The organism is Methylophilus sp. DMC16 (assembly GCF_056314045.1).
This window is the reverse complement of record NZ_JBQUZC010000003.1, coordinates 406,259-423,576: the sequence shown is the minus strand read 5'-3', so window position 1 is coordinate 423,576 and position 17,318 is coordinate 406,259. Positions and strand designations below refer to the sequence as shown.

Genomic DNA, 17,318 nt, shown 5'->3' with positions numbered 1-17,318 from the left:
AAGCAGGACTCAGATGAATGCGTATTTTGTTGGTTGAGGATGATGTGGTACTCGGTGATGCCGTCGTGCAATCGCTAGTCAATGCAACCTATGCGGTTGACTGGTTCAGAAATGGCAAGGACGGTGTACTGGCGGCACAAGCACAAACCTATGATCTGGTGTTACTGGATTTGGGGTTGCCGTTTTTAACCGGCTTTGAAGTCATTCAGCGCTTGCGCAACAGCAAACAATCCGTCCCTGTCATCGTGCTGACCGCGAATGACAACCCGGATGATATCGTCAACGCCTTTGACATGGGCGCGGATGATTACCTGATCAAACCATTCAGACTGCCCGAACTGGCTGCCAGAATCCGCGCCCAGATCCGGCGCGTGAATGCGCACTACTCCTCCAAGATTACGATAGGTCCGCTGGAACTGGACACCAAGGAGCATAGCGTTCACCTCAAGGGCGAGAAACTCAGTGTGTCGCCACGCGAGTTTTCCTTACTGGAAACCCTGGCCAATAAATGCGGCAAGCTGGTAACCAAAGAGGCGCTGATTGAAAGCCTCTGCAACTGGGAACAGGATATCGGCCAGAACGCGATTGAGGTCTATGTGCACCGCTTGCGCAAAAAACTGGGCGACGGCGAGGTCTGCATTTCCAACGTACGCGGTCTGGGCTATATCATGGAACAAAAAAATCCATGAATCGACTGTTCAAATTGAGCCAAGGCCGCACCCTGCGCAAACAGTTATTCTTGTGGGTGACCATCCCCATGTTCATCCTGGTGCCGCTGGACACCACCATTTTGTACAAGGTGGGGAGCCACTTTATTGAGCAATCGTTTGATGAGATGCTGGAGGATATTGCCAATGACGTGATCGCCATGATCAGCGAATCCGGCAAGACCCCGGAAAATTTCAGAATGAGCACGGAATCACAAACAGTGCTGTTTTCTGACAAGGATGATAAAACCTATTTTGCGATTTACGACGCGCAAGGCCATTATTTAAGTGGCGACCCGACACTGCCCTTTAACCACAAGGACAGCTTGAATCATCGTCATTTACGCTATGCCAGAGCGCATGGCGAGGTCGTGCGATTGCTTAATCAGAAAAGCACGATCGTCGATCATCAGAACCAGCCGCTCATGTACTCTGTGTTGATTGCCGAAACCGTGCACAAACGTAATGACTTGCGCAGCCGGATTCTATTCGCCATCGTCCTGCCACAGTTGCTCCTGCTGCTGGTCTGCAGTGTCATGCTGTTAGCCGGGGTGACCAAGGGTCTACGGCCACTGCACGAGCTCAACGAAGAGATCGCCAAACGCTCCAGCACGCAACTGGACCCGGTCATGCTCAACAACGTGCCCGAAGAGGCCATGGTGTTGATCAACTCGATCAATCTGCTCATGGGCAGGCTCAATAACGCCATCCTGGCGCAGAACCAGTTTATTGCCGATGCCGCCCATCAATTGCGTACCCCATTGGCGGGCATACAGGCGCAACTGGAGCTGGCATTACGCCATGAGCAGGCCAAGGACCAGTCTCAACACCAGCTGGGCATGATCAGCGAAAGCGTGAGCAAGCTCACACATATCGTCAACCAGTTGTTGCGGCTGTCAAATAACCAGCCTGAAGCCGCCAACGTGATTGCGCTCAAACCGGTCAATCTGCTGGCCCTGGCCCAAGATGCCTGCGTGGAAGTGATTCATTTTGCACTGAAAAAAAATATAGATCTGGGACTGGAATCCAGTGGTACCGGACCTTTGCCAGACTTCACCATCCATGCCGACAAGCAACGCCTGAAGATTCTGCTGGTCAACCTGCTGGACAATGCGGTGCGCTATACGCCGGAAGGGGGCAAGGTGACGCTGTCTGTGATTGCCCAGGAAAAATGGACGGAAATCCAGGTGGAAGACAACGGTATCGGCATCCCGGAAGAAGAGCATGCCATGGTGTTTGAACGCTTTCACCGCGTGCTCAACCATTCACAGGAAGGCAGTGGCTTGGGCTTGTCCATCGTCAAGGAGATTGTGGCGCTGCATAGTGCCAGCATCACCGTTAGCGCTGGCGCACAGGGCATAGGCACGTTGATGAGGGTGCGGTTTCAACGGCCGGACGCTGGCGGCCCGACCAAACTGAACTAAGGCGTGATGCACTTCGCCAGGTCTGATGCACTATGCTGGGAACAGTATGGGCTGAAAACGAGCGGTTGCTGGCCATCCAACCCACCCTGGCATCATGCTTCATCTTGATAGGGAGAACGATCTTACGATTTGATTTTACGTGCTGGCCGACTCGGCGGATTCAGCGTGGCATATAAATTAATCAGACTGCGTTGCTGACCATCAGAACACAGCTGAAAATGAATCAGGTACTGCTTGCCGACGCGGATAAACTGGTGGGCGGCCTGAATCTCTTCTAGCGTCAATACCGGGTTTTCACCGACATTGGTGGCCACATCCAGCGCATTGCCTTGCCAGTCAAACTTGATTTTCTCAGGCGTCATGCCACTTTCACTATAAGCCACGGTTTTGATTCTGGCCATGGTGACTTGCTGCTGGCAGTCAGGCGACACCTCATCCAGATTGACCAGCGCAATGACGGCAGGCTTGCTTGTGGATTTGCTACCGTGCTTATCCTCAGCCACTGTCATGGCACTGATCACTTTGGCACTATCGCTGGAAGCCAGCGCAAAAGAAACTGGCCACCAAAGACTTAACAGGCAACTTCCTGTGACCAGCCAGGCTGCTCGACACTGTTTGATCCCGCCCATGACTGCGCCCTCCTGCAGGTTAACTCATTTGCACTCCGCCATTCACACTGGCGGACTTGCCTATCCTTGATTTGAAATAATATACGCGCATTTTGACGCTCGCCAAGCACTTTTATACTTGTCAATCACGCATGATCAGACTGCGCGCTGCGTCAGCCTTTTCTGACTGGCAGTCACGACAGAGGCTGATAGTGCGCATGCCAGGCTTTTTTTATCATGAGCATGTATTTAACCAATTGGGAAAGGTCGAACATGCTTTATTACGCACTCTTGTTTCTGGTCATTTCATTTATCGCCGGGCTCTTGGGGTTTAGAGGCGTTGAGTCGGGCGCGGCCACCATCTCCAAGGTATTTTTCTTTATTTTCCTGCTGCTGGCCATCGGCATTGCGCTGGCAACGGTGCTTGGCATCAGTATGATCGCTTAATGACCATTCAACCCTGGCAGCGGACACCACCTTCTGCAGCGGGGACGCGTCCTGATCCATGCGTCAGGACGTGTTTTATCTTTACGCTGCCTCGGGATAGCGGCGATAATAGGGCATGGTTTCTGGTCACCGCTCTACTCACACGCCCACTGTACTTGATCCACAGGCACTCAGTTTGTGGATGGATTCCTTAGCGCAACGGTTTACGGCTGATGAATTGACACAAATACGGCAGGCGGCTGAGCTGGCAGCGTCTCTGTATGCGCAACACCATGCCATCAACCGTTATCCCCTATTGCAACATGCCTTAGAAACGGCCTCTACCCTCTCGGATATCAACATGGATGCAGACAGCCTGACTGCCTGCATTCTATATGCCGCGCCAGACTTTCTTGATGACTGGTCCGTCCACTTATCTACCCGCTTCAATCCGTGCGTTGTCAGTCTGATAGAGGGTATTTCGCGCATGTCACAGATCCATGCCTTGAGTGAAATGGATGGCTTGCACCATGCGGACGCCAAAGCGGACCACAAACAGAATGACCGCGCGCAACAGTTGGAAGCGCTGCGCAAAATGCTATTGGCGATGGTGCAAGATATCCGGGTCGTGTTGATCAAGCTGGCAGAGCGTACCCAATTATTACGGCATTTGTCTGGCGCCAGCCCTGAGCAACAAGTGCAGATTGCCCGCGAGAACCAGAGTATCTTTGCCCCGCTGGCCAACCGCCTGGGCGTGTGGCAACTCAAATGGGAACTCGAAGACTTATCCTTACGCTACCTCGAACCGCAGCTGTATAAAGAAGTCGCGAAAATGCTGGACGAACGGCGCGTGGATCGTGAACAGTATATTGCAGAGGTCGTGCGGCAGCTGCAGCATGAACTGACCCAAGCGGGCATCCAGGGGGAAGTGAGCGGGCGGCCAAAACACATCTACAGCATCGTGAAAAAAATGCGTAGCAAGCATCTGCAATTTAACCAGCTCTATGATGTGCGTGCGGTACGCATCATGGTGCAAGATGTGAAAGACTGCTATACCGCACTTGGCCTGGTGCATCACTTGTGGCAACCGATTCCCGGTGAGTTTGATGACTATATTGCCCGCCCCAAAAGCAACAACTACCGGTCACTGCACACCGCTGTCAGCGGCCCTCGTGGCCTTGCAGTGGAGGTGCAGATCCGCACATTTGAAATGCACCAGCATTCCGAGCTGGGCGTTGCCGCACATTGGCGCTATAAGGAAGGTGGAAAATCCGACGCGAAATTCGACGAAAAAATTGCCTGGTTGCGCCAGATCCTGTCCTGGAAGGATGAGGTCGCTGATCACGGTGATTTGCTGGAGCAATTCAACAATGCATTATTGCAGGACAAAGTATACGTGTTGACACCACAAGGCAAAGTCATGGACTTGCCCAAAGGCGCCACCCCCATAGACTTTGCTTACGCGTTACACACAGACCTGGGTCATCGCACCCGCGGCGCGAAAATCGACGGCCAGATCGTCCCCTTGCATACCAAGCTGGAAAACGGCCAGCGGGTGGAAATCCTGACCGCCAAACATGGCGCCCCCAGCCGAGACTGGCTGAACCCTGCGCTCGGCTTTTTGCAAAGCGCCAGTGCACGCGCCAAGGTGCGCCACTGGTTTAAATACCAGCATTTTGAAGAAAACGTCGCCCAGGGCCGGGCTAAATTGGACAAAGAGTTACACCGTGCCGGTGCCAGTAGCCTGCCGCTTGAAAAAGTCGCACAAAAGCTGCAGTTCCAGAAACTGGAAGATTGCCTGGCTGCGATTGGCCGCGGCGATATCAGCGAACACCAAATTGCCATCACCATTCAGGGGGAATTGACACCGGTTGCGCAAGGCAATGCGCCAGCCATCATCAAGCGCCCCAGCGCCTCTCAGGTGAACCATGCGGGCATTATGATTGAAGGCATAGGCAATGTGCAAACCACCATGGCCAAATGCTGCAAGCCGGTGTCACCAGAACCGATAGTCGCTTATCTGACGCGCAACCACAGTGTGACCATCCACCGCCAGGCGTGCTCGTTTATTACGCGGCTGGACCAGGCACGCCACAACCGTCTGCTCAATGCGCAATGGGGCAATAAACAATCTGGCGTGTACGAAGTGGATATTGTGCTGGAAGCGAATGACCGTCAGGGATTGTTGCGTGACATCAGCGAGCTGTTTGCACGTGAAAAAATCAATACCACAAAAGCGAACACGCTCAGCCGCAACCATGTGGCGCTCATGCACTTTACGGTGGAGCTGGTTGACCTCGACCAGCTAGAGCACTTGCTGGCAAGGCTAAAGCAAGTGCCAGGCGTAATCATGGCCCAGCGACAGACCTAAGCCACGGTGAATGGTGACATCATGAAACGGGAGAATCCAGCACATGTCTTACCTTGATGACCCACGGGTTTATTTTGCGGCGGAACGGACATTGCTGGCCTGGCAACGTTCAGCCATTGCCCTGATGGGGCTGGGGTTTGTGATTGAGCGTTTTGGCTTGTTTATGCAGCTCATGGCACAGGGTCAGCCAGTGTCGCCCTCCCAAAGCATGTTATCGCTCTATCTCGGGGTTGGATTTATTCTGCTGGGGGCCTGTACGGCAATCTTGTCTGCCATCCAGTTTCTGCTGTTTTACCAATCACTCAGCACACAGGAAAAACCACGTGGTCACGTTTACTGGCTGCCACCGGCAGTCAACTTGTTCCTGGCGGTCTCTGCTGCGGCATTAAGCGGCTGGTTAGTGTTTACTCGCTAGCCTTTCCAGGCTCAGATAAACTGGATTGGCAGATTTACGCAATCATCATTTTTCTGCTGCGGCCCTCATGGCAATATTGACCTGATCCCCATCGTTGAGACCATCTGGCGGATTTTCTACCACCATATCCGTGCTCGTCAGGCCGGACTGCACTTCTAGTTGCTTACCCAGGTCACGCGCAATGGTAATCGTTTTTAAAGTCACCTTGCGATCTTTACCAACGGTAGCCGCCTTGAGGCCATTCTGGTCAAAAATCAGTGCACTGGCAGGAATGCTCAGCCGCGCGACGGCATCATTGAATAGCAGATTGACATTGGCAAAGCCCCCGGGCAAAAAACGGCCCGCTGCATTATCCACCAGTAACTGTACCAGCGTTGTACCAGAGGACGCATTGATGGCACCTGAAGTTGATTGTATCGTGGCCTCGAACGCTTCACCCGCGGCTTCCGGCACGGTAAACCTGGCTTTGTCACCGGTCCGGATCTGACCGACATAATTTTGTGGCACATTGATATAGAGGCGCAACTTGCGCGTGTTCGACACTTCAAAGAGCGGCAACACCGTCGCACTACTACTGCCCGCATTAATCAGCGCGCCAGTGTCGGTATTGCGCGCTGTCACTGAGCCGTCAAACGGCGCCACGATACGGGCAAAACTTTTGAGGGCGAGCAAACGGTTGACATTGGCTTCGGCCGCCTTCACGATCGCCTGCTTGCTTTGCAAGTCTCCCACTTTCTCATCCACCGCCTGACGGGCAATCGACTGCGTTTTTAGCATTTCCTGCCAGCGCTTGGCCGTGGTTTCTGCCAGTGCCACATTGGCTTGCGCACTGGCGAGATCGGCTTTGGCTTGCAACAATTCCTGATCCAGATCCGGCGTCTCGATCTCGGCCAGCAATTGCCCACTTTTCACCCGCGTGCCAATATCGGCTTTCCAGGATTTGAGATAGCCACTGACGCGCGCATAAATCGGTGCTCGTGCGTAGGCCTCAAATCGCCCTGGCAAGATCAGGCTGCCCCCTTGGTCAGACTGTGCAGGCGGGTGGATACTGACCGTCGGAATCGCCTGCTGGTCGGTCCAGGCCTTGACGCTGGCGTCATGGCTGTGACGGCTGCTGATGCCCGCAATCACAATGCCACTAGCGATCAGGGCCAAGATCAGACCCGCCAGCTTTAGGCCCCGGCTGGCCGTGGGTGGATTACTCATGGATAGGGTCTCCTGAATCACTGACTGGCCCTGAAACACTTGCCTCAGGGGAAGCCTGTCGTTTTTGATGAATCGCACTAAAGACAACGGGTACAAACAGCAGGGTGGCGACGGTGGCAAACAGCAGGCCACCGATCACAGCCCGGCCCAACGGCGCATTCTGCTCGCCGCCCTCGCCCAGGCCCAAAGCCATGGGGGTCATGCCGATGACCATGGCCAGCGCGGTCATGAGTACTGGCCTAAAGCGGACGAAGCCCGCCTCCAGCGCCGCAGCAGTCGCATCTTGCAACACAGCCAGCCGTTCGCGGGCAAAGCTGATCACCAGCACACTATTGGCCGTCGCCACCCCCATACACATGATGGCGCCGGTCAGGGCGGGCACCGACAAAGGCGTGAAGGTCACAAACAGCATCCAGACGATACCGGCCAGCGCCGCTGGTAAAGCTGAAATAATCACAAACGGGTCACTCCAGGATTGCAGGTTGACCACAATCAGCAGGTAAATCAGCACAATGGCGCCCAGCAGTCCAAAGAACAGGCCGGTAAATGCGCTTTGCATGGTCTGCACCTGGCCCAGCATCACCACGCTGGCGGCTTTAGGTACTTGCGCTTGCGTGTCCTCCAGAATCTTGCGGATATCGGCGGCCACCGCCCCCAAGTCGCGGTCCTGCGTGCTGGCATGAATCTGCACCATGGGCTGGATATCATATTGGCTGATGACGGCATTGCCGACACTGCGTTTAAATGTTGCCAACCCACCCAATGTCTGCAGCGGCGCATCTGCACCGCCTATCGGCAGGTTGGCCAGCGTGTTGAGGCTATCGAGCTGGTATTGCGGGGTTTGCAGCACAATCGGGTAAGTCACGCCATTAGCTGGGTTCAACCAATAAGTCGGGGAGACTTGCGAACTGCCCGCCAGGTTCACCACCAGGCTATTGGTCACGTCGCGCGTACTGATGCCCAACTCCTGCGCACGGGTTTTATCGACGGTAATTTCAAAACCGGGACGCCGACGCGACTGCTGGATACGCGCATCGACCACACCCGGCACTGCGCGGATGCGCGCCAGCAACTGGTTGGCATAGACAAAATCTTCGGCCAGCTTGCCGCCGCGAATCTGGATGTCAATCGGGGCCGGTGAGCCAAAATTGAGGATCTGACTGACAATATCCGCTGGCGGGAATGAAAAGGTCGTATCCGGAAACTGCCTGGGCAGCACTTCGCGCAGGGTACGGATGTAATCTGCCGTCGGCGCATGCTCGGGTTTGAGCGCAATCTGGATATCACCATCATGTGCACCAGTGAGGCCGGTATTGTTATAGGCCATGTTGATACTGCTGATCGGCATGCCGATGTTGTCGACGATGGTGAGGATTTCCTCCGGCGGGATCACCTGTTTGATGGCTGCCTGGATGCGGGCAAAACGGTTGGCGGTGTCTTCAATACGGGTGCCGACCGGTACGCGGGCATGCATGAGGATTTGGCCACTATCCACCGCCGGAAAAAAGTTACGTCCCAGCATGGGCAGCAATAAAAATGACAGCATGACCAGCAACATAAAGCCGATCATAAACAGTCGGCGGTGGGCAATCGCCAGGCTCAGCAAGCCATGATAGCCCTGCCGGAGCTGCTCGAAGCGGGTTTCAAAGTGTTGCTGGAACCTGACCAGCGGATTGCGGCTGGCTGGGCGGTGTTCACCTGCGACATGTGGTTTGAGCAAGTAATTGGCCATGGTCGGGACCAGGGTCCGTGACAAAATAAACGAGCTGACCATGGCAAACATGACGGCTTCGGCCATGGGCACGAATAAAAAGCGCGACACGCCCTCAAGAAAAAACATGGGCACAAACACGATACAAATACACAGCAGCGACACAAACGCAGGCGTCACAATCTGTGCGGCACCATCGAGAATGGACTGCTCGACCGGCTTGCCTTGCTCCAGGTGCCAGTTAATATTTTCAATAGTCACGGTGGCCTCATCGACCAGCAAACCTACTGCCAAGGCGAGGCCACCCAGGGTCATGATATTGAGCGTCTCGCCTATCGCCGACAGCCCCATCACCGCCCCCAGAATAGACAAGGGAATGGAGGTGGCAATGATCAGTGACGAGCGCCAGCTGCCCAAAAACAGCAGGATCATGAGGCTGGTGAGCACCGCCGCCAGCACGCCTTCAAAAACCACGCCTTCAATCGCCGCGCGCACAAACAGCGACTGATCGTTGATCGGGGTTGCCACCAGCGTCTCAGGCAGGGCCGGCTTGATTTCTTCCAGTTTGGCCTTGATACCATCGACAATATCCAGCGTCGAGATGGCGCCGTTTTTGAGGATGGTCATCAGCACCGAACGGTTGCCATCCACATGCACGATATTGGTTTGTGGCGGGTTGCCATCACGTACCTGACCGATATCTCGCATATAGACGGTGGCGCCATTAACCACCTTGACCGGGATATTGGACAGCTCTTCAATTTGAGTGACGGCATTATTCAGGTTCAGCGTGTATTCAATGCTGCCAATTTTTTGCGTCCCCACCGGTACGATCATATTGTGCGCAGCCAGCGCATTGGCAATATCCTGTGCCGACAAGCCACGGGCCTGCAACGCGGCCGGATTCAGGTCAATCTGGATCTGCCGGCTTTTGCCGCCATAGGGAAATGGCACGCCCGCACCGGGCACCGTGACCAACCGGATACGCACGGCATTCAGGCCCAGGTCAGCCAGGTTCTGCTCGGTCAGCCCTTTACCAGACAAGGCAATCTGCAAGATGGGCACCGTGGAGGCGTTATAGTTAAGAATCAACGGCGGCGTGGTGCCGGCGGGCATCTGCCGCGTCACTGTTTGCGAAATCGCCGCCACCTGCGCATTGGCGGTGGCGATATTGACGCCCATATGGAAAAAGATTTTGACGATGGCAAACCCATTGTATGAATTGGCCTCGATATGCTCGATATCGTTGACGGTGGTGGTCAGGCTGCGCTGATATAGCGTACTGATGCGGCCCGCCATGTCATCTGGCGGCAAGCCATTGTATTGCCAGGCCACCGCTACCACCGGGATACGGATATCCGGAAAAATATCCACCGGGCTGCGCAGGGCAGACAAAGTACCAAAAATCAGAATCAGCAGCGCCATCACCACAAAGGTGTAGGGCCGTTTGAGGGCAATCCCTACCACATTAAACATGCGCGTCCTTTGCTGCGGTGATGGCAAAACCGGCATCCCGCCAGGCATCAATGCCGCCGCTTAACGGCCGGATATTGCGATAGCCACGACGAATCAGTTTTTTTGCCACTTTGGCTGCGGTGACCTCATTCGGGCAGGAGCAGTACAAAATGACGGGCGCATCTTCATCAATATCCAGCGTCAATTGGTCCACGTCTTCCAGCGTGACAAACTGTGCCCCCGGAATCCAGCCGTCTTCTATCAAGTGCGGGGCACGCGTATCCAGAATCACCGGCGCCGCATCACTGGCGATCAGTGTATGCAACTCTTCGACACTGATCCGCGCCATGCGCAGGCTTTTGAGAAAGCGTTGCCGGTCCCACCATTTGACCGCAATAAACGCGGTCAACAGCAGTAAAACCAGCCCGGTGCCCCATTTACCCATTTCGACCAGCGTCAGCATCAGCTCGTCAATGGCAGAACTGAACAGATTGCCCAACCACAATGCGGAGCCCGACCATAGCAGCGCGCCCAGGCCATCCATGAGCGCAAACAGCCAATAAGGCGTGCCGGATGATCCGGCCAGCGCACTCGAAATTGAGGCAAAGCCCGGGATAAATTTGCAGACCAGCAACGCGGGCGGGCCGAATTTCAGGTAGAGCGCCTCAGTTTGTCGCACACAGGTGTCTGGCGACAAGGAGATTTTGCATAACTTGCCCATGACGCGCTTGCCATATTTGCGCCCGGCGCGGTACCAGATGGAGTCTGCCAGCAAGGCTGCCACCAGCGCCACCAGCAACATGGCCGCCCAGGAATACTGGCCATTGCCGATCAAGACCCCGGCCAGCAGCAAGGTAGGATAGGCCGGTAAAGGCAAGCCCATCTGCTCCAGAAATACACTGGCAAACACAATCAGCAAGCCATATTGCTGAATCAGCTCAAGCACGACATTCATAACAGTTCTTTTTTAACGGGAAATCACACACAGACCATCACATGCTCATCATCACAAGTCAATCATCACATGCCTAGGGATGCCAGCATGGCAAACGCCATAAACAAGACAAAATGCGTCATGCCTTCAATCGCATTGGTTTCACCATCATGCAGATTAATGGTGGCCACAATCAAAGTCAAAAACGTCATCACCATCTGCGTGGGCGACAAGCCGACAATGAGCTGCCTGTCTTCAATCAGCGCAATCGCTTCAATCACCGGCACCGTCAAAATCACGGTAGACAAGGTGGCCCCGAGCGCAATATTGACCACGGTTTGCATGCGGTCATTAACGGCGGCCTTTAAGGCGGTGAGCACTTCCGGGCTGGCCGCAATAATCGCAACCACAATCGCCGCCACAATCGGCGGTACGCCGCTGCCAGTCAGGCCCGCATCCATATGCAGGCTCATTTCTTCAGACAGAAAGCCGATGGTAACGATGCCGGCCAGGATGTAAAGAATAGAAAATTTGACATTGGTACTGATCACCGGCACAGGCTGGCCCTGTTCCAGCATGGCCTGGTGCTGATCACGGTAGCTGAAGTAATTGCGGTGCCGCCCGGTTTGCATCTTGAGAAACAGGGCATAAAACACACTCATGGTAACGATGGTGAACATGGAATACACGCGCCAGTGCTCAGGCGGCAAAAAAGCGGGCAAGGCCATCGAGATGCCCAGCGCGGTCATGATCATGACGATATAGGTATTGCCCGAGTTGACGTTGTACTCGACCTCGCCGTACTTGATGCCGCCGACAATGGCACACAAGCCGAGAATGCCGTTGATATCCAGCATCACCGCGGAGTAAATCGCATCTCTGGCCAAGGTGGTCGAGGAGGTATGGCTGAGCATCATGACAATAATCACCACTTCGATGATGACCGCGCTGATGGTAAGGATCATGGTGCCATAAGGCTCTTTGAGCCGTTCGGCGACATATTCCACCTGAAACGATAACTGAAAAGCCAGGTTGATAATCAGCAAGACAAACAGGACCGCAATGATGAGCGACTCAGGCTGCCCGAGCGTGATGACTTTGTCGGCTTGCGCCAGCGCCAGATAAGCGAGGATGGAAATGAGCAGGGACCACAGTCCCTGGGGCGGTTTTTCTTTAAGCATGCGCTTAGATTGTCATCAATGAGTTCTCATCTTAACAGAGCCGCGCCCTTCTGTTGCATGTTGCGCAATGCACTAGGGGTTGATGACCACCGAACACGTCATGCCGGCAACCAGCGTCAGGCCTGCCGGAATCTGATCCAGCCGGATACGCACCGGGATGCGTTGTGCCAGCCGCACCCAGTTAAAGGTCGGGTTGACATTGGCCAGCAGGCGCACGTCGGTAGGGTTGTCGCGGTCGGTAATGCCGTGGGCAATGCTTTCCACGTGCCCCTTGAGCGTGGTGTGGCTGCCCAGCAACTGCACGTCGGCTGCGTCACCCGGCTTGATCATGCTCAGTTTGTGTTCCTCAAAATATCCATAGACCCAGAACGAGTGCTGGTCGATGACTGCCAGCTTGGCCGCCCCGACCTGGGCAAAATCGCCGGGCCGAACCAGCAAGTTCGACACCCAGCCATCCACGGGGGAGCGCACCACGGTACGTTCCAGGTCGAGCTTTATTTTTTCAACCTGTGCGACGGCCGCCTCAAAATCGGCTTTCGCCGCCAGCGCCCCCAAATCGGTATCTTCACGGTTCTCGCGAGAAATGACTTCATCATCCAGATGGGCCCGGCGTAAGGCTTGTTGCTGCTTCATCTCCCATAGCGATTTGCGCTGCTGGGCCACGGCCTTGGCTTCGGCCAGGGCATGTGCATAATGCAGGGGGTCTATGCGAAACAGCACGTCGCCTTGATGCACATACTGGTTATCGTGCACTGGCACCGCCGTCACCAGCCCTGCCACATCCGGGGCAATATTCACCACATCGGCACGCACACGGCCATCCCGTGTCCATGGGTAGTCGGTATAGCGCACCCACAACGTGTAAGCCAACCAGCCAGCCGCCACGGCAATGGCTAGCGTGATCCCTGCGCGCAGTACACCTGTGGTGACCTTCATCCAGATACGTTGCGTTTGCATGTGTCTCCCTTCAATACACCATTAAGCCAAATAGCGAAAACAAGCCAAAAAACAGCGCCACCCGAAACAGCGCCGGATACCAGAGTCGCTCGTAAATCGCCCATGCCGCCAGCCATTGATCCAACTGCCAGACCACCACGGCGGCGAGCAAAAAGGCGACGAACAGCGTCGGCACATGTGCATCCAGAAATGTCAGTTCACGCGGAATCCATGCATGCCACATGTGTCGTCTCCTTCATAAGGACCTAGGGCTGAGCGCAGGCATTTCGGTGTCGATCACCAGCCGGACAAAATGTAACTGCGTTACCAGCTTTTGCACTTGCGTCGGCGACAAGCTCTGCGCATATTCACCGCCTTGCAACCAGACCAAAAAGTGATCCAGCCATTGCAAGACCTGTTGCTGATGTTTGCGGCTGGGCTGTTTGTAGTCGTGTGCGACCAGCAACAGTGTATGTTGCACTAATCGCTGCGGCTGCGCAGGCAACGCCACCGCCGCCGTGCGCAAGGCCAGTACGGCATGGCCCATCTCCAGCGCCGCACACAATGCCTCTGCGACGTGGACGCTGTCTGCCGCTTGTGGTCTATGCAGGTCGCCCGAGCGCTGGATCAGGTCGCGTGCCCGCATTTCAAACGCCGCCGCGGTCATGGTGGTATTCAGGCAAGCCTCCACCACTAGCCCGCGCAATTGCGCCAGCAAGCGGCGCCTGGCCCAGGGGCTGGCGGCATAGTCAGTCAGGCTGAACAGGATGGCGGACACCGCCAGCGCAATCATGAGTGCAATCGAATCATTGAAATATCTGACCGGCAGATCACCCAGCGCCTGGTTAAAGCCAACCATTAAAAAGTAGGCAATGCCCAGCCCAGCCCCGACAAGTGCGGTGGCAGGCCGGGCACTGAGCCAGGCCGTCAGCAAAATGGCCGGGGCAATCACGATGCACAACATGACGTAGTCGTGTGCCGCCGTCAGCCAGAACACATTGCTCAGGTAAACCAGCACAATGCCCAGTACCACGCCAAGCGTAAACTGGCGCAAGGTAGCCATCGGCGTCGGGCTGCCCGCAAACAAGGTGCTGGTAATCACCCCCAGGGTCATGGCCAGGATGCCGGAAGGCCAGTCTATGGTCATCCAGAGCACGGCCAGCACCAGCAAGGTGAGTGCGCCACGTGTCGCGGCAATTGCCACCGGCAACCAGTCAATATGCATTTGCAACTGCGCGGCTGCAAACTCGCGGCTGGCCACTTGCCGCTTGCGCGGATTGGCCACCAGCAACACATAGGTGTCCAGATAAGCGGCCAATTCGGCGGCCAGACGTTGCAACAACGCTGCCCCACTCTCGAATGTCAGCAGCTGTCCCTCAGGCAGAATCGACAAGGCCTGCCTCTGCCGCTGAAACGCGGTAGCAAACGCTTGCTGATACGCAGCAACGGCCTGTTGCAATTGCGTCAGCTCTGGCGCACTTATGGCGGGTTGTCCTTTACTCAACACCGCCGTCGCCAGGGGTTGCATCAACTCCTGCAAAGCCTCGGCTTCATGCTTGCATCCACTGCGCTGCAGCCGCTGTTGCAGGCGCTGAAAGACGATGTAGGTGGTTGAAACCGCCATAAACTGCAGATTAAGCTGGTTAATCGTGGTGCTATGCACGCGCGCATCATCGGTTTCAAATTGCGCCGAAGCCCGGAAAGACTCCAGTTGATACAGGTCTTGCATAAACTTGAGCACGGGCTGATTCAGGCCAGCAGCTTCGCCCTGCCCAAGCAACAGACTGAAATCACGGAACTTGCCACGCACCACGGCCTGAATGGTTTCCCACAGGCGCTGCGGCAGCACCAGCTCGCTCACCAGGCTGGCACTAAGCAAGCCCACCCCGATTTCTGACATGCGCGTTGAAGCAATTTGAAAGGTGTGCCAGGGCGTCAGCGTGGCTGGCAAGCCGACAATACACAGTGTGTAACCGGCCAGCACAAAGCCATAAGATTGAAAGTTGCGGTAAACCAGCGATCCCGCCGTGCACAAGCCTATCCAAAGCGCAGCCGCGATAAAAAACGGGAACCGGTCCTGCGCAAAACTGGCTACCAGTAGCAATGAAAACAGGATACCAATGCCCGTGCCGATCAACCGGTAGTAACTCTTGGTGATTACCATGCCCGAGCGAAAATGCATGACGATCACCACCGTCAACAGCGCCGTCGCCGGCTGGTCCATTTCCATTTTCAAAGCCAGCCATAAGGCCAGCCAAGAGGCGAGCAAATACTTGAACAAATATCCGATGAGCGGGAAATCCTGCCGGTACCAGTCTAGTCCGGCCTGTTGCGCACAGATGGCCAGCCACCGCCCCCCGTGGCCAAGTATTGCAATGCCAGCCGCCAGCGCGTGCCAACCTTGCCTAAGGGCGTGCCTGCGTTGCATGCGCCTCCTCCATCACGCCGCCACCCAAGGCCAGCATCAGTGCCGCATACGCCTCCAGGCGCGCGGCCTCCTGTTCGACCAGCACGTTTTTTTGCTGCAAGACCAGCAGATTGGTTTGCAGGCTCTCGACCCGGTTACTGAGTCCGGCGCGGTAGTTTTTCAGCGCCAGCCGATGGGTCTGCTCGCTCTTGTCCAGGGCTTGCCGGGTATTTGTCATTTCAGCCTCTACCGTTTGCATGACCGACAACTGGCTGGAGATGCGCTCAAGTGCCTTCAGCAGCGTGGCGTTGTAGTCCTCCACTGCCATGTCATATAAGGCCGTTTCGGCGGACAGATTGGCGCGTCGACGGCCGCCATCAAACAGCGGCAATGTCATGGCTGGGCCGAGGTTACCCACCAGACCGGCACTGGAAAACAGACTCGCAAACGCAAGTCCCTGAAAGCCGACATAGCCCAGCAAATTGATATTCGGGTAAAACGCGGCTTTGGCACTTTGTATATGCTTCTGTGCCGCCTCCACCCGCCATCTGGCCGCTACCATATCCGGGCGACGGCCAACCAGGTTAGCGGGCAAGTGGTCAGGCAGGCCAACGCTGGCGGACAAATGCAAGGTCGGGCGGGTAATGCTTTCGCCCGCGCCAGGCCCCTCGCCGCTCAGTGCCGCCATCTGGTTTTTGAGCAAGGTCAGGTGCAAGTCTATCAATACCAGTTTGTTCTGCGCCGCTGGTAGCCTCGCCTCCAGACGACTCAGGGCGAGTTGGGTATTGAGTCCGGCCGCCAGGGCCTTTTGGGCAATAGCAATCTCGTGACGCAAATCGTCCAGCTCGTCTTGTGCCAGGTCGCGCCATTGATATTCGGCCGCAAGCTGGATCTCACTTTTGACTATCGCCGCCGTGAGCTCAATCTTGACCTGCTGCATTTCGGCGTCCGCCACCCGCGTTTCATCCAGTGCCGCCAGCCACGCCGATTTCTGCTGTTTCCACAGGTCCAGGTTGTAGGTCATGTCTACGGTCGCCTGGTTGTTCCAGTTAAAGCGACCTGCCCACGGCTTGGGGATAAAGCTCAACTCGGTAAACCGCTCGCGTGAAGAGCTGACTTTACCGCCAAGGTTGGGCAAGGTGGCGGCATGGGCCTGCTCGGCCATGGCGGTGGTTACGGCTATTCGTGCCGTCGCTTTTTTGAGGTCAGGATGGTCATGCAGACTTTTCTCAATCAGACGGTTGAGCTGTGCATCCCCATAGACCTGCCACCAGTGCTCGGTGGGCCACGCCATGACAGGCGCCTCCGAAATGGTTTTACCCAGCGCTAACTGATCCTGTAGCAGTGGCTGCGACACGGGCGCAATGCCTTGACTGCTGAGACATCCATTGAGCAACAGCGCCAAGAGCCAGACCGCACTGCGCGCAACCTGCCAGAGCTGACGCGGCGACAAAACAGTCAGTGTTGAGGTGAAAGGCAGAGACATAAAGTATGGCTATTAATAGTACGGCATCAAACTAAATAATTAAAAAAATGA

At 55.6% G+C, this 17,318-nt stretch carries 14 protein-coding genes; 5 read left to right on the top strand and 9 right to left on the bottom strand.

Annotated elements, in window-relative coordinates:
• Window positions 1-17: 17 nt before the first annotated feature.
• The gene (locus ACT53D_RS13525) at window positions 18-689 is read left to right on the top strand and encodes a response regulator transcription factor (RefSeq protein WP_476156675.1); all 672 of its coding nucleotides are present in this window, start codon (window positions 18-20) and stop codon (window positions 687-689) included.
• On the top strand, window positions 686-2,131 hold the full coding sequence (locus tag ACT53D_RS13520; RefSeq protein ID WP_476156673.1) for a sensor histidine kinase: 1,446 nt from the start codon (window positions 686-688) through the stop codon (window positions 2,129-2,131). The genes ACT53D_RS13525 and ACT53D_RS13520 overlap by 4 nt, the downstream gene beginning before the upstream one ends.
• Before the next feature lie 122 nt (window positions 2,132-2,253).
• Here ACT53D_RS13520 and ACT53D_RS13515 read toward each other — a convergent pair whose 3' ends face one another.
• The gene (locus ACT53D_RS13515; protein ID WP_313987072.1) at window positions 2,254-2,760 is read right to left on the bottom strand and encodes a hypothetical protein; all 507 of its coding nucleotides are present in this window, start codon (window positions 2,758-2,760) and stop codon (window positions 2,254-2,256) included.
• A 252-nt stretch (window positions 2,761-3,012) separates the two neighbouring features.
• Between ACT53D_RS13515 and ACT53D_RS13510 the strand changes: the two genes are divergently transcribed.
• The 3 genes from ACT53D_RS13510 (at window position 3,013) to ACT53D_RS13500 (ending at window position 5,951) form a co-directional block, all read left to right on the top strand.
• On the top strand, window positions 3,013-3,186 hold the full coding sequence (locus ACT53D_RS13510; RefSeq protein ID WP_194749360.1) for a DUF1328 domain-containing protein: 174 nt from the start codon (window positions 3,013-3,015) through the stop codon (window positions 3,184-3,186).
• Window positions 3,187-3,301: 115 nt separating this feature from the next.
• Window positions 3,302-5,536, top strand: coding sequence for a RelA/SpoT family protein (locus ACT53D_RS13505; protein ID WP_476156671.1), 2,235 nt, complete (start codon window positions 3,302-3,304; stop codon window positions 5,534-5,536).
• A 43-nt stretch (window positions 5,537-5,579) separates the two neighbouring features.
• On the top strand, window positions 5,580-5,951 hold the full coding sequence (locus ACT53D_RS13500; protein ID WP_194749358.1) for a YidH family protein: 372 nt from the start codon (window positions 5,580-5,582) through the stop codon (window positions 5,949-5,951).
• Window positions 5,952-5,996: 45 nt separating this feature from the next.
• Here ACT53D_RS13500 and ACT53D_RS13495 read toward each other — a convergent pair whose 3' ends face one another.
• The 8 genes from ACT53D_RS13495 to ACT53D_RS13460 all read right to left on the bottom strand — a co-directional run bounded on the left by ACT53D_RS13495 (window position 5,997) and on the right by ACT53D_RS13460 (window position 17,267).
• Window positions 5,997-7,157 (bottom strand): efflux RND transporter periplasmic adaptor subunit, encoded by a 1,161-nt coding sequence (locus tag ACT53D_RS13495; RefSeq protein ID WP_476156669.1) that lies wholly within the window; start codon window positions 7,155-7,157, stop codon window positions 5,997-5,999.
• The gene (locus ACT53D_RS13490; RefSeq protein WP_476156667.1) at window positions 7,150-10,344 is read right to left on the bottom strand and encodes an efflux RND transporter permease subunit; all 3,195 of its coding nucleotides are present in this window, start codon (window positions 10,342-10,344) and stop codon (window positions 7,150-7,152) included. Before ACT53D_RS13490 ends, ACT53D_RS13495 begins: the two co-directional genes overlap by 8 nt.
• Entirely contained in the window at window positions 10,337-11,278 is a 942-nt protein-coding gene (locus tag ACT53D_RS13485) for a DedA family protein/thiosulfate sulfurtransferase GlpE (RefSeq protein WP_194749355.1), read from the bottom strand. The genes ACT53D_RS13490 and ACT53D_RS13485 overlap by 8 nt, the downstream gene beginning before the upstream one ends.
• A gap of 65 nt (window positions 11,279-11,343) precedes the next feature.
• On the bottom strand, window positions 11,344-12,438 hold the full coding sequence (locus ACT53D_RS13480; protein WP_194749354.1) for a calcium:cation antiporter: 1,095 nt from the start codon (window positions 12,436-12,438) through the stop codon (window positions 11,344-11,346).
• A gap of 72 nt (window positions 12,439-12,510) precedes the next feature.
• Entirely contained in the window at window positions 12,511-13,395 is an 885-nt protein-coding gene (locus tag ACT53D_RS13475) for an efflux RND transporter periplasmic adaptor subunit (RefSeq protein WP_476156665.1), read from the bottom strand.
• Window positions 13,396-13,405: 10 nt separating this feature from the next.
• Entirely contained in the window at window positions 13,406-13,618 is a 213-nt protein-coding gene (locus ACT53D_RS13470) for a DUF1656 domain-containing protein (RefSeq protein WP_275356702.1), read from the bottom strand.
• Between the two features lie 12 nt (window positions 13,619-13,630).
• Window positions 13,631-15,802 carry an FUSC family protein gene (locus tag ACT53D_RS13465; RefSeq protein WP_476156663.1) on the bottom strand — a complete coding sequence of 724 codons (2,172 nt, stop codon included), beginning with the start codon at window positions 15,800-15,802 and terminating at the stop codon, window positions 13,631-13,633.
• Window positions 15,780-17,267: an efflux transporter outer membrane subunit gene (locus tag ACT53D_RS13460; RefSeq protein ID WP_476156661.1), complete on the bottom strand. Its 1,488-nt coding sequence runs from the start codon at window positions 17,265-17,267 to the stop codon at window positions 15,780-15,782. Before ACT53D_RS13460 ends, ACT53D_RS13465 begins: the two co-directional genes overlap by 23 nt.
• Window positions 17,268-17,318: the final 51 nt, after the last annotated feature.